This window comes from Microcoleus sp. CAWBG640 (genome assembly GCF_020883015.1).
Classification (GTDB): Bacteria; Cyanobacteriota; Cyanobacteriia; order Cyanobacteriales; family Microcoleaceae; genus Microcoleus; species Microcoleus anatoxicus.
The window spans coordinates 38,864-52,960 of the sequence record NZ_JAHRFC010000028.1; the positions used below are offsets into that span (position 1 = coordinate 38,864).

At 43.9% G+C, this 14,097-nt stretch carries 9 protein-coding genes and 1 pseudogene; 4 read left to right on the top strand and 6 right to left on the bottom strand.

All coding sequences use genetic code 11. The features are described 5' to 3' along the window. Positions 1-139 precede the first annotated feature (139 nt). Both AAFP11_RS15710 and AAFP11_RS15715 read left to right on the top strand, forming a co-directional pair. A complete protein-coding gene (locus tag AAFP11_RS15710; RefSeq protein ID WP_341737920.1) occupies positions 140-787 on the top strand; it encodes an AAA family ATPase in 648 nt (215 codons plus the stop codon). Next, positions 784-1,215 (top strand): hypothetical protein, encoded by a 432-nt coding sequence (locus AAFP11_RS15715; protein ID WP_333275274.1) that lies wholly within the window; start codon positions 784-786, stop codon positions 1,213-1,215. The genes AAFP11_RS15710 and AAFP11_RS15715 overlap by 4 nt, the downstream gene beginning before the upstream one ends. Before the next feature lie 12 nt (positions 1,216-1,227). Here AAFP11_RS15715 and AAFP11_RS15720 read toward each other — a convergent pair whose 3' ends face one another. Then, complete coding sequence (locus AAFP11_RS15720; RefSeq protein WP_333275272.1) at positions 1,228-2,175, bottom strand: patatin-like phospholipase family protein; 948 nt, start codon at positions 2,173-2,175, stop codon at positions 1,228-1,230. Positions 2,176-2,411: 236 nt separating this feature from the next. Here AAFP11_RS15720 and AAFP11_RS15725 point away from each other — a divergent pair, with 236 nt between their 5' ends. After that, on the top strand, positions 2,412-4,178 hold the full coding sequence (locus AAFP11_RS15725; RefSeq protein ID WP_341737921.1) for a hypothetical protein: 1,767 nt from the start codon (positions 2,412-2,414) through the stop codon (positions 4,176-4,178). After that, entirely contained in the window at positions 4,165-5,853 is a 1,689-nt protein-coding gene (locus AAFP11_RS15730; RefSeq protein WP_341737922.1) for a hypothetical protein, read from the top strand. Before AAFP11_RS15725 ends, AAFP11_RS15730 begins: the two co-directional genes overlap by 14 nt. A 1,370-nt stretch (positions 5,854-7,223) precedes the next feature. Here AAFP11_RS15730 and AAFP11_RS15735 read toward each other — a convergent pair. The 5 genes and pseudogenes from AAFP11_RS15735 to AAFP11_RS15755 form a co-directional block, all read right to left on the bottom strand. Further along, positions 7,224-7,499: pseudogene (locus tag AAFP11_RS15735) on the bottom strand (pirin-like C-terminal cupin domain-containing protein); the annotation flags it as partial. A 180-nt stretch (positions 7,500-7,679) separates the two neighbouring features. Continuing rightward, positions 7,680-9,164, bottom strand: a complete 1,485-nt coding sequence (locus tag AAFP11_RS15740) for a hypothetical protein (protein WP_341737923.1) — start codon at positions 9,162-9,164, stop codon at positions 7,680-7,682. Continuing rightward, positions 9,161-11,518 (bottom strand): Piwi domain-containing protein, encoded by a 2,358-nt coding sequence (locus AAFP11_RS15745; protein WP_341737924.1) that lies wholly within the window; start codon positions 11,516-11,518, stop codon positions 9,161-9,163. The genes AAFP11_RS15740 and AAFP11_RS15745 overlap by 4 nt, the downstream gene beginning before the upstream one ends. Before the next feature lie 572 nt (positions 11,519-12,090). Continuing rightward, positions 12,091-12,306: a hypothetical protein gene (locus AAFP11_RS15750; RefSeq protein WP_341737925.1), complete on the bottom strand. Its 216-nt coding sequence runs from the start codon at positions 12,304-12,306 to the stop codon at positions 12,091-12,093. Positions 12,307-13,007: 701 nt separating this feature from the next. After that, complete coding sequence (locus AAFP11_RS15755) at positions 13,008-13,958, bottom strand: tyrosine-type recombinase/integrase (protein ID WP_341737926.1); 951 nt, start codon at positions 13,956-13,958, stop codon at positions 13,008-13,010. Positions 13,959-14,097 lie beyond the last annotated feature (139 nt).

The following is a 14,097-nucleotide window of genomic DNA, read 5'->3' on the forward strand; positions in this document are numbered from 1 at the left end:
GAATAAAAAATTGGGTTCTTCCGTATTTAGTATGCTAAATGCCACAGATGCTCTCACTCATTACCTATTACTCCTACTCTCTCTTATCTATCCACTTCAGTAGTATTTCAGTAATGCAGTAAATAATGCAGTAAGTAATATGGTAGCCATTGTTGCTTTCGTAAATCAGAAAGGCGGATGTGCCAAAAGCACTACAGCCGTGCATTACGCCCATTGGCTCGTGCAACAGGGCAAGCAAGTCTTGATAGTAGATGCCGATGCTCAGCGCTCTAGTTCCCAATGGTGCAGCAGGATGGAACCGAGCATCGCCACTCAGGTACTGCAAAGCCCGGATGACCTCTTAGACCAGTTGACTGACTTAGCTGCTACCGTTGACTACCTGGTAGTAGACGGCCCTGCTGGTTTGAGTGAGGCAACCAGGGCAATCTTGATGAGAGCTGACTTAGCGGTGGTGCCAGTGCAACCGAGCGGTATCGATATCCAATCAGCCGCCGATGTGGTGAGACTTATCAAACAAGCTCAATCGGTGAGACAAGGCCCGCCCCAAGCGGTAATGTTTCTCAGCCGTGCCGTGAAGGGGACAAAGCTCAAAGCCGAAGCAATGGAGTTGTTGGGGAAACTTGCGCCCACTATCAAAGTGCTCAAATCAGTTGTTCACCAAAAACAAGTGATCGCCGATTCTTCTGGCCAAGCAGCTACGGTATGGGATTTGGGCGGTCAACCTGCCAAAGATTCTGGCAAAGAGTACAGCCGACTGTTTAAGGAAATCATGGGAGCGTTGAAATGAGTACCAAGAAACGCAAACCGCTAGGCAGCGCGATGGAAGAGTTTGTCTTCGGTACGAAGGAAGCTGCACCACCACCAACACCAGACGTTGTATCACCAGCACCAACACCCACAGCATCGGTAACACCAGAAGAGGTATTGCCAGCATCAATACCTCTGACAACACCACCACCGTTCGTTGCATTGCCAGTCGCTACACCACCGAAGCCGGCAGTATCAGCACCAGAACCAGTTTCCATTCAATCAAAGGAGCCTAGCCTGATGAGCAAACTGCAAGCACCCAATAAAGAAGCCACGGTCAGGTTTACCGTGGATATGTCCGAATCTCTGCACCGCAAACTGTCGATGTTGGCCGCAAAAACTGGGCGCAAGAAAGTGGATATAGTGCGGATGCTGCTGGAGGATGGATTGAAGGAGGTGGATGGGTAGGGGCGATTACTCCTATAGAGGCGGTTCGTTTAGTATAAGTGTGTTGTTTGGAAAGATTGGGCAGTCAACGGTGCCAAGGGTGGTCAAGCTTACTATAGGGGAAAAGTAAGCTTGTGTCCTGTCGTAACCAGCTTTGTAAAGCTGTTCCTTTTTATCAACTGATATTTCAAAATCGGTTGTCTTTACTCCTAATGTCGGTAAATTTATGATGTAAAGGTCTTGTATGTTAGCAATTTGCAACATAGTCTGAGTTCTGATTGTGGTATCAATTGCAGATCCTCCCAGTGTAAGCGGTCCATTAATTTCTGTGGAATATAGATCATCTGGTTCGAGACGCAGCCCTAAAATTGGCAACCGAGCTAAATTCTCTTCTTTTTGAAAAATCCATGCTGGAAAGTTGCTTATTAAACCGCCGTCTACCACTAATGAGGAACCAAATCTTACTGGACGAAAGAAGTACGGAATGCTCATGGACATACGCACTGCATCAGCAACGGGTAGCTCAGGGAAGTTATTTTTGCTAAACACTATTTCTCTTTTGTTATGAAGATCGGTTGCGATAACAGTCAGTGGTATCGGCAAATCTTTGAAACTAGGGGAACAATTACGTTTACCCGTTATCTTAAGTGAAATTTTTTCGCGTATCCAGCGGTAAAATTCATCTCCTTTGTAGAACCCCATTTGTCGCCAAGCAATTAAGTGTCTTAGCCCGGGAATCCGAGTGACAGGATCTTTAAAATCTTGAAAATCCTTGTCGAGCATCATATTTAGCAATTCGCTAGCGCTATAACCTGCCGCTAGGAGCGAAGCTACAATCGCACCTGCTGAAGTCCCTGCAACAGCTCGAAAAGTAATATTCTGCTTTTCAAGCGCAGCTACCCCGCCGACTAAGGCTGGACCTCGCGCGCCCCCTCCCTCAAAAACCCCATAGACAGCCTTGGTCGTTTCTTTCTTAAACATGACTTTTTTAGCTCCCAAATAGACGAAAAGTTAGATGAGTAGGGCATCCTGGCTTGGTCGCATCTTAGGTTATGACATTTTCGCGATCGGTCTGACATCGGGTTACTGAGTGCTGTAGTAACTCTCGATTCCCACACGCAGGTCTCTAGATATGTATTTCCCATAAGCTCAGCGCAACTTAGTTATACCTTAGCATAGACTAAGTTAAAACTAAGGTACAATAGAAATAAGCAAAAGTGTCTGTAAAATTTATGGAACCCAAGGAAGCACTTGAACTCGCTGATACATTAGTCTTTGACAAAACGGGGAGTTATCTCAGTGAAGCCCAAAAAGCCGTGCTTTCAGGCGCTTGGCAGGGGCAGACTTATCACAGAATTGCAGAGGAGCATGGTTTTAGTAGTGCCTATCTAAACCAAGAGGTCGGTCCTAGTCTGTGGAAGCTTCTTTCTGAGGCTTGTGGTCAGAAAGTCAGTAAAAAAAATTTACATTCAGTCCTAGAACAGCAAGGTACCATCCGCGTCGGCGATCGCATTCATCTCAATGCTAATCCCGAAGTCTTGAAGGTAGCAGTTAATGCCTTATTGGAAGAATCTCAACCTTCCAAGACAGCCGAGATTACAGTTTCTGGTGATTTGAGTGCCATTGTGGATCGAATTGCATCTGGTTCGCACACTGAGACAGATGCGGCAACTCTTCGTCAGCTATTAAGTGGTGGTGATCGCCAAATTGCAGCGCAATTCGGCAAATATAACGTTAATCTTGGGCAAGGGCACGATATTCACATTGGCGATCGTACCTACCTAGGACTGAGCGAAGAAGCAATACAAGCCCTTATCCGCGCCATCCAAAAACCATCAACTGTTCTCAGTCAATTTCAGTCGCTCATTCAAGATAAAACAGAAGGCTTCGTTGGACGCGAGTACGTGTTTGATGCCATCCAAACCTTCATACAAGAAAACAAAAAGGGCTACTTCACTATTATTGGCGACCCTGGACAGGGCAAAAGCGCAATCCTGGCGAAGTATGTGCAGGATACAGGGTGTATAGCTCATTTCAACATCGAACTACAAGGGCCAAATCGGGCAGACCAATTCTTGGAAAGTGTCTGCAACCAACTGGTTGCCCGTTACCAACTGCCTTATGACCCTTTACCATCCAATGCGACGCGAGATGGAGAGTTTCTAGGGCATTTGTTAGATGAAGTAGCCCCAAAAAGGAATGGTCAACCTGTAGTAATTGCTGTTGATGCTTTAGATGAGGTTGACTCAGGCAGTTATAGGGATGCAAATATCTTATACCTGCCACCTCATTTGCCTGACGGGGTGTATTTCATCATGACTAGGCGACGGGGTGTGGAAGTGCCTTTTACAACCTACGCACCCAATCAGATTATCAGTCTGCTAGACTATGAAATTGATAGCCAGCGTGATGTGCGCCTGTATATCCAAAAGCGAGTTGATGGCAGTGAGAAGCTGCGGCAGCAGATTGACGAACGCCAAGAAACAACTATTGTATTCACTGATAAAATAGCCGATAAAAGTGAAAACAATTTTATCTACTTGCGCTACGTTCTGCAAGATATTGAAAAGGGATTATATAAGGACTTGAGTCTTGAAAGCTTTCCTCAAGGTCTGCAAGGCTACTATGATTTCCACTGGAGGCGCATGGGGATGAGAGCTAATCCAGTGCCCGATGCTAAAATTAAAATTGTTTACATTCTAGGAGAGGTGAAACAGCCTGTTTCCCGTCAACAAATTTGTGATTTTTCGGGAGAAGATCCCTATATAGTGCAAACTGTATTGAATGAGTGGGAACAGTTTTTACACAAGTTCCTTAAAGATAATCAAAAGCGATATAGGGTATACCACCCCAGTTTCCGGGATTTTCTGCATCGTAAGGACATTCTAGAGCAAATTGGGCTGACAATTCCAGGTATTCATCTACTAATTGCTAAAGACCAGTTGAATAAATGGGAGAATCGTCGTGGCCGTGAGCGAGTTTGATAATCGTTCACCTGAAGATGTGGAATATGGCTTGTATTTACCTTATCACCTAGCTAGAGCTGGTATGGTTGACGATTTGTGCGATTTACTAACTGACTTCGAGTTTATTGAATACAAACTTTCACTTTTACTATCCCAGTCGCTCATTGAAGATTATGATTTAGCTTTGCAGTCTGAAATTCAGATTTCTGAAGATAAAAAAGATTGTCTGAAAGCTATTCAAGGAGCAATTCGATTATCAGCGCATATTTTGGATAGGGACAAGACCCAACTAGCTGGGCAACTATTGGGTCGCTTGCTATTTCATGACTCCCCTGAAATCCAGGCAATGTTGGAACAGGCTAAGCAATGGGATTCCACTCCTTGGTTACGACCTTTGACAGCCAGCTTAACGCCACCTGGAGGATCGTTGTTTCGTACTCTAACCGGTCACACTGCCGAAGTCACTGCTGTAGCAGTAACACCGGATGAACGATTCATTATTTCTGCATCACAAGACAAAACTCTCAACGTTTGGAACCTAGAGACTGGATCACAATTGTTCACTCTACGTAGTCATCAGGACTGGGTTACAGCAGTAGCAGTAACCCCGGATGGGCAGTGTGTTATTTCTGCGTCACAAGACAAAACCCTCAAACTCTGGAACCTAATGACTGGACGGGAAATTTACACTCTAGTCGGTCATCAAGATGGGGTTATAGCAGTAGCTGTCACTCCAAATGGACGGTCTGCTGTCTCTGCATCACAAGACAAAACTCTCAAAGTTTGGGACCTAAAGACTGGATTAGAATTGTTCACTCTAGTTGGTCATCAGGACGGGGTTACAGCAGTAGCAGTAACCCCGGATGGGCAGTGTGTTATTTCTGCGTCAAGTTCTTTAGAACAGAATCTTAAAGTATGGAATCTAGAAAGCAGAGTCGAATTATTAGTTCTACAAGGTCATACTGGCCCTGTACGTGCAATTGCCGTGACTCCAGATAATAAAAGGGTTGTCTCTGCGTCAGCCGATAAAACCCTCAAAGTTTGGGATCTTAGTAGTGGGGCAGAGCTGTTCACATTATTGAACAACCATACTAGAGAAATTTATGCTGTAGCAGTGACGCCTGATGGACGACAGGCGGTCTCTGCATCGCTTGATCATACATTAAAAATTTGGAATTTGGAAAGCGGAGTAGAATTAACAACCCTACATGGTCATAGTGCAGCCGTAACTTCAGTAGCTATGGTACCAAATGGTAAATGGCTTGTCTCCGCCTCTGTCGATAAAACCATTAAAATTTGGGACTTAAAAAGTAAGCCGGAACAAATTAGTCTATCTAGGCGCAAAAATCAAATGACTTCGGTATTGGAGATATCGGACAAACAATTTGCTGTCTTGGACTCTCAGAACAAAATACCTAAAGTTGGGGATTTAACGAGTGGAGCAAAATTCGATATCCTACATGGTCAGACTGACTCTATAACAGCAGTAGCGGTGACGCCGGATGGGCGACTCGCTGTATCAGCTTCACAAGATGCAATACTTAAACTTTGGGACTTAGAGAGTGGCATTGTTCTTGCTAGCTTTAATGGGGACGGATGGTTTCGTGCTTGTGCTTTTGCTCAAGATGGGATGACCATAATTGCAAGTGACAAATTAGAACAAACACATTTTTTGCATATTGAAGGCGTGTAGAGTATTCCTTTAAGTGTAAGTCTGCCCAATACTTAACAAAAAAGCGAGCGCATCCCTATTTGAAAACTGTCCGGAGCCTTGCAATAAGTGACACCTCCTTAAGTTGGAAATGCGAGTTATTTTAAACTTGCAACCTGAAGAGGTAACAAGAGAGCTACGAGGTAGAGCCGATAATGGTTTTCGCTTTTATACCTCGCAGATAAAAGCGACGATGATGGGGGAATTTACTGGTTAAATCTGCGGCTTATTGGTGATATTTTCCAAGTTTTTCATCCAGTTTTTTTCCATCTAAACCCAGACAAAATGTACTGCGTCTTCGATAAATTTTCCCGGCTTTTTTTGGACGACAGACATATTTTTGTCCCTGATGCCTGTTGATTTCATTCCCTTGCAGAGTTGACTTTAAATAAGCCAGAGACATGACCAAAATCATTGAGTTCAATCGGTTTCTTCTTAATTCAGTGCCTTCTCGATTATAGCCCCCATTTTTACAGTCTCGGAACATTTATTCAATCCCCATTCTTCTTTTATACGCTTGGATGGCGATAGTTAAATTTTCCAAATTCGTCAAGATATACCAAGGCTATTTTGTGGTTTGATTGCGGTAGTCTCTTTTCCATTTAGCTACCAGAAAAAATCCTGAAACTGGTCGGGTTTTACGGATTCTCTTCCCGGGATAATATAAAGCGACTCCCGGTTTAATCGGTAACTCATCTAATCGCTGCCAAATTTAATTTTCGACTTCCAGACAAGTCGCTTTTTTCAACCTTAAACAAAATCCGGCATTACGCAGCCTGGAGCCAGGTGGCTAAATCTAGGGAACAACATTCGCGGTCTCCTAGCACCACTATTTGATAATTTTTGAATCTTGCTAAAACTGAGGAGAGTACACTTTCTTGTTCCTCCTGGTTACTATTGCCTATGTGCGGCAGTAATCTCCAGGCTAAGGGAATGGCTCTTCTTGACCAAATCATGCTGACCATTAGCAAGTTGAGATTTTTCCACTGGCTGCGGTCAATCGCTAGGTATAACTCCTGTTTCGATTTTTTTTGTCCCGAGTTCTAAGGCCAATAACTGATAATAGGCCACAATAAGCTACTAATCGTTAAGCTGGGTAAATCCAAGAATCTTTGTAACTTTCTGCGTCTGACTTCACAAGTTATCTAGATTGGAAAGACTCTTGCTATTGTTTCTAGTTTGACTTTTTTTTCTGCTTGAATGATGTTGATCCAGAAGCAGCAACTTTGTTGAACTGGGCGCGGCCCAATTGCTTTTCTAGATGCTCGTGACTAAATTGCATTAGTATTTTTTTTATTTGTGGGTTTGCTTGTCACTATAGCAGACCCATCTTTTTTTGGGTAACTCAGCTCTCATCCCTTCTGTGTCAAGGTTTCAGCTTCCTTGTTACCCCCCAGGGCTTGCTCAATGCGCGAATGGCGACTCGAAACAAAATTCCACCACTTATGCCGCTCACCCACAGGTTCACCGCCAATCACAATACAGCGAGCCGTGCCCGATGCAGAAATGTTTACTTCAATGCCTGAAGTTAGAACCGCCAACCGATGCTGTTCTAAAGGCACTCCATCAATAAGAAGTCTCTCTGTTACGCTGTAAACCGCCTCTTCGCTGTAATGACCCGGTAAGGTAAATTGTTTGGCAGGCTAATGCGGAAGCGGCTTGCAGCCGTTTCCGGAGATCTCAAATGGGTTCTATACGGCTCTAAACAAGATGGCTCGTGCCTTCAATATTGTGATCGAAGACTTAGTTGAGATTTTGGAAGAGTAGGCGATCGCTAAAACTAGGAAGTAGAGTGATAGCTTGGCTGATTAGGGTACTGATGGAGGTAATTGCGGGGTTGACTGTGGGTGACTTAACTCGATTGAAACTCCTAGTTTCTCAGAAAGTTCCAGAACATTATTGCTAAAGTCAGCCGCTCCAGCTAGAACTCCAGCACTCATCGTAGCAAATGTGAACAGGGCAACTAAGCGGGTTTTAATTCTCTGGGGTTTTCGCTTGTCAGGAGTATTGATGTCCTCTTGCAAGTCATCCAGATGAACCAATGCTTCTTCACGTTCGGCTTCGGGGAATTCTTGAGCCATATCGCGGAGAGAATTGATTAGCCTAGTAATTTCATCAACATTCTGTCCAATATTTTGGGAGAAACTGGAAACACTACCACTGCCACTCTGAATAAAACCAATACTTGAATTTGGAGCGTGGATTCTTGTTTCGTTAGTAATAGATTCATTTTGATTGTGAGTCATAGTAACATTGCTTCCTGTGATTATGGTACCTTTATTATTACCTATGTATAGGCTAGAGTGTATCCTGATGTGTTCAGAAATTTCTACTTCTAGAATGTTAGTATCTGAACGCAATATAGACAAAGCTTGTAAAAGCATCTGCATATTGTGTTTATTAGATGCTCCAATATCAGATTGCCTAGCAAGTTGAGCTTGCAGGTGCTGAGTGACTGTATGAACATTGTCGCAGGTAGTCTGGAGCCATTCTACAGATTTCTGGGGATTATCACAGATTTGTTCGCACTCATTCCATATTAACTGAAGAGTTTGAGCGATCGTTCTTTTTAGGGCAAAGAAGAGGAGAGCTGCTCGTGCGCTATCCTGTAAGGAGTTAGAAAATTCAATACAGTGTTCCAATAATGCTTTATCGAGCGATAGTTCTAATTGAGCTAATCCGAGAGTTTTGGCAAGAGTGGGTTTTATACTACAAAGCCATTTGGCTAAGGCAAGTTCATCAACAGTCATCTCCTTGACTAAAGGCCAACTTCTTGCTCTCCAAGTCACTGAGAGGATGCTTGCAGTATAAGCACTGAGCAAAAATGTCCAAATATCGCTATTTATTAATCGTTGTTCTCCTTCGGTGAGGATATCTTGCAACCATTTTGAATGATCGGGCTGACTTTTGTAGTAGTGGCTAATGCCTAAAGTAATACCAAGCAATTCTGTAGGACGATAGAAAAACGATGTCCGATCTGGGGGAAAATGATTCCGACCAGATAATCTAGTTAATCCCTTTGCCCAGCTTTCGAGAAAATCTTCACTAAATTGTCTGCCACAGGCAAGACTATAGCCTACGGCTGCCAGAACAGGTGCTTCACTAAAGCGGTTGGGTGATAGTTTTGTTATGTCTATATCATTGGCTACTTCAAAGGAAATATGACTGTTTGTTTGATGAAAAACATAGTTACCAAAACCGCTTTCGGGTGATTCACTGTGATAGTTCGCCTGTAAATACTGTGCAATGCTTTTTAACTGAGAATTGAAACAGTTCCTAATTACATCTATCATAGGAACCATTTACTTGCACGAAGTTTGATATTGAGCATTGCAGGCGACCATCCCCGAACATTCTGTAGACGAGCGAGTAAACCCGCAATCAGCTCAGAGTAATAGATAGTTACAGGATCGGATGCGGGTAATAATGATTTCCAAGACAACGAAGTAAACTTCAGCACTTGTTCGCTGAGATAGGTCAGGTCGCGGTAAGTCGATTGAGGATGAAGATTAATGAGTAACGGCGTCGGTAGAGGTGTGCTGGATCGCTTAATCAGCTTCGATCCCTTTGTACTTAGCAAGCGAGTGTAGCGCCCAAGTTGCAGAATAGTACCTCGTTCTGGTGCATAAATACCTTTGCGCTCGCCTTCTTTTACCTTAACACCCTGTTGAGACTTATCGAGCATTGTGAATGGGTGGTCGTGGGAGATCGTTAAAAACGCGAATTCAACATTTTGTTCGTTACCAACTTGAGCGACACACTCAGCAATAATATTAGCAACGTCAACATCTTTAAGTGGTCTCGCAGCGTGAAATACCAGTCTTACCGTATCATTTGGTTGCCAGCCGTTGCGATTCTTTATTTCCTGCAAGATTGAGAGAGTGGAATTCCTTAATACACTAGGATATTCATCATAAGTACAGTCTTTAGACAAATTCCCCAAAAGGTAATTACCATCCCCTCGAAACACTGTGGTAATTCCCACAAATCGCTGTCGTTCCGTAAATCTACTACCGGATAATTCGCAGGTGCCAACACCAATAACCAGTTCATCATGAATAGTCAGATCGTGATCTACAGTCCAAGGTACACCATTCATTTTGGCATAAAGTGCAACCGTCAAATTTTGTAAAGTGTATTGCAGCTCATTTTTCGATTGATTAATTGTGGCTAAACGAACCTCTTGAACGGGAATACCTGCCATTAATAGAAGTGATTTGGAGTGGAGGTAGGGATTCTCGGAATCTGGTAGCCGTGTATGGTTATCCAGAAGCACCACCATTGCGGCATCAGGCATAATCTCTCGACTAGCTAAAGTTCCTTCAATTGTTTCCCTATAAACAATGGCGGGTGGATTGTGTGTATTTTTCAACCACGAAAGGGGTTCTAATGTAAATTTCGGATTAAAAAGACCAAATATTTTTGCCAATCCACCAGTGTACCGGGATGTTTCTTGCCACTCTACATTTCCATCCTCATCAATTTTTTTATTCTTAATGCTGATACCGTCACGTAAGCTAACGAGAAAGTTTTCAACTGCACCTTGTGCTGTATCTGGGAAAAAGACAATTATTTCTGGAGTTTTTTTAGAAAAAGTTTGACGGCTGAATGGTCCATATTGATCGATGCCAACCCAAGGATAAAGCGATTTTTTAGTCCGTGCCGCATCAAAGCAATACTCAACTGATGATGCTGCAATTACAGACTGATATTCTTTCGTATTTATAGCTTCAATGCGAGCGCCAATTGTTGCTTGTAGATCGGGTGCGATGTTCAAAGTCGCTTTATTGGCAAGAAACTTATGGGCTTTATTAGTAAGAAAACTATGCATTTCAGTCAGAGTTGCATCAACTGCCGGTCCAATCAATAGCTTACTATGCTCGTCATTAAGCGCCGATTCAAAATTTTTGTACTTGTCGCCAAGTATTGCTTTCAGACAACTACTAAACGAGGCTTTAGAACCTTCTAGCCAAACTTCTTCCTCATGAATAGAATCTATTTTGTCAAAGGATTCAGAAAGATAAACAATTTGTGTTGAAAGACTATCTATCCGCCCAACTAAGCGTCGCTGACCCGGAGCGCATTGACGGCGAACCACATATAAATCCCGAAGCTCAACACCCTCATTTTGAAGTGTGCTTAGGGAGGCATGAATTTGCCAATTAGTTTTGAGACGAAGAAATAATCCAATACCAGATTCATCGTTCTGAATCTCAAAAGTTTTTGCTTCAAGAATGTATTTTGGAAAGACCTTGAAACTAGAAATAATGTCTGGTAAATTTTTGACAGCGCTAATAACTTCACGGATAAGTTCTTTTTTTTGAGCAAGGAAAGTAAAAGGTTTGCGCTTTAAAGGATTATATTCTAAGAAAATATCTGGTAGTAAATAGCTTATCCTACTGATTATAAGTTGTAAATGTTCCTTACAGCTCAAATCCTCCAGTTGACCAAAAGACTTCTGGGGATTTGTGACCTTGGGAATACCGTACAGTTTACCTTTTCGCCAGTGAAAAAACCACTCATCTCCCAGTAATTCTATAAAACTTTTAAATTCCTGGCTATTCGGTAGGTTTTGCACATATCCTTTGAAGGTTGGTGCAGAGAGTGCTACCTTGAAACCGTTGAGTTGAATATCCAATTTACTCATAAATATACTTATATTTAAATAGAAATTTTAGGATTAGTATTATAGGTGATTGCTCAATAACATGAACGTGATAAAATTTGCATTCTTGAAAATAATATTAGATTTTAAGTTGGTATTTTTATACTATAAAATGAGTCCTGTATATTATTTTAACCTTGAAAATTTATAGGTATCCTACATGGATAAAGTAGTGATTACCGTACTTGGCTTTAGTGCGATTACCCATCGTTGTAGTAGTGCAGTTAGTCTAAGCCGAAATAATTTAGAGCTGCATGGTAAGCTCATCTAATTTGGTATAAATTGTATTTGACAAAAAGGGCAAGATATAAAGGAACATCCTGTCAATAGCGGTTCTTTTGAACCCATTTGAGATATTTTGACGATGCACAGACACCGAGCGATGGACAGACAACGGATGATCGACAGACAACGGGTGATCGACTCGCAGCCTCAAAGATGTCAAATGGGTTCTATACAAATAGCTATCTCTAGAGAGTTGTATAGCGTGACTTGTTTAAACTTCCCCAACGGAAAGCCGCTGTAGAGTGTCGAGTTCTCAACGAGCTTTCTGCTTACGAGAGGATGGAGATTTCATCAGTGATTTGAATCCGACCTTTGACCAGGGAGCGAATCAGGCGGTCGAGCGAGCCGCGTTCTTCTTCGCTGATGGACTCATCGAGAATGGCGGCCATCATGCCGTAGCGGTCAGCTTTAGTGAGGCGGTGAGTATCGGTGACAGTGGCGATTAATTCGTTGATAGCGCCGGGGAGAAGGTTGAGTGGAAACATGGGATTGCTTTGAACTCGACACCTTAATCATCGCCTTGTTTCCCTTAAGAGCAAGTGATAGTGCTGCTATTTTTCCGTGATAATACCGAAGGTGTTGGGTAAGCCACGTCCGTGTTACCAGTGATGGAAATCACAGTAACCTAGTGGAAGTGTGGAGCAACTAGAACTTTTAGCGCTGCTGAATTTAGGTACGATTGAGGCGGTGAGCAATTCATAAAAACCAATTCAACTCAAGTCGTATTCAGCAATATTCGCCTCGCGCGATCGCATCCATCCTACCTCGCTCCAGCAACGCCCGATGAAAGCTTAGCCCCTAAAGTGTTGGAAAAACTCACACCCTGCGTTTTTCCACACACTTGCCTGTACCTCCTTTCCCTCATCGCTACAGACAGCCAATAATGCTTCGGCTGCTGCGCCTGCATTTATGCGGATGCCGATGCAGCGATCGCGCTGTATAATGCTCAGCGAAGGAACGGGCTAATTTTGTCCAGTCCCGTCTTGAACCAAGCGACGGATGCTGTATATTCTACGTCCGCCCTCCGTGAGCTGGACTACCACGTTAAGAAATACCCCCGACCGATACAGTATCTCCGTCAATATGCCAGACTCTCAGACGTGGACACAATCGCGCTTATTATGAAAATAGAAGGCACGGCCTAGCATTGCTCAAGAAAATCTGCGAAGAGCTCTCCACCCTCAAATCAAAACCCTAAATGCTGCACAGCCCGTCGCTTCGTTTCTTCGCCCCGGCGATCGTACTTAGCTGTGGTCACGGGGGAGGCGTGACCTGCTAACTTCTGCACAGTCACGATATCGACTCCAGCATCGAGGAGGTCTGAGCAAAACGTCCGCCTGAAATCGTGAGGCGAGAAAGAATCCACTCCAGCGAGGAACGCCCGTCGCTGCAAAATCTTCAAAACACCATCGTCCGTCATCCGCCGAAATTGAATTTCTCCTCCCTTACGGATGGGAAAAAGCAGCGGCCCTGGCGCTTCTCCCCTCAACTTGAGCCACTGTTCCACCAACGCCATCGCTGCCTCTGGGAGATAAACCATCCTGTTTTTCTTCCCCTTCCCAAATCGAATTTCCAATGCTCCCGTAGAGCGGTTGAAATCCTCCAAATTAAGGCTGACTGCTTCAGCGCGGCGGATGCCTCCCCCCCGCAAGATAGCAATCAAGGCTGCATCTCGAACATCAAGGGTACTCTCGCCAGAGCAGCTTTGCACCAGCGCTGCAATTTCATCCGGGGATAGCGCCCGCCCCCTTGGTTTTCCCGATTGCTTGACGCTTCTGACATCTACCGCCTTGCTGTAATCTTGAGAGTCTATTAAATCTAACCGCAGAGCCTCCTTCAACACTCGCCTCAAGGCGCACAGCATTTGATTGACCGATGCTGGCGCGTACTTTTTCTCCAGCGCCGAGCGCAGCGCTGCCGTGTGCCTGTAGCGCAATGCTGCCCAATTCAAAGTCATCGCACCGCACTCCCCATTAGTGAGCAGCTTCGCCATGATGTCGAGTCCTGCCACCATCGTTGCCTTCGAGCGATCGCTCCCCAAACTATCGAGGTACACCGCTGCTGGATGCTTCGCCAGCGGCACCGGTGCGTGCAACTTCAAGGTTTCCGGTTGTTGCTCTTCAAGTAAGTTGAGCATTTACTCTTTATAAGTGTCGTTATAAATATTAATTTAGACTAAAGAAGACTTCCTATTTAGACTAAGGAAGACTTGCCTTTATCCAAAATTAACCTCTCAAAAGAGTCGCCCTCAGCAGCACCTGGAGGTTGGTTCTCCC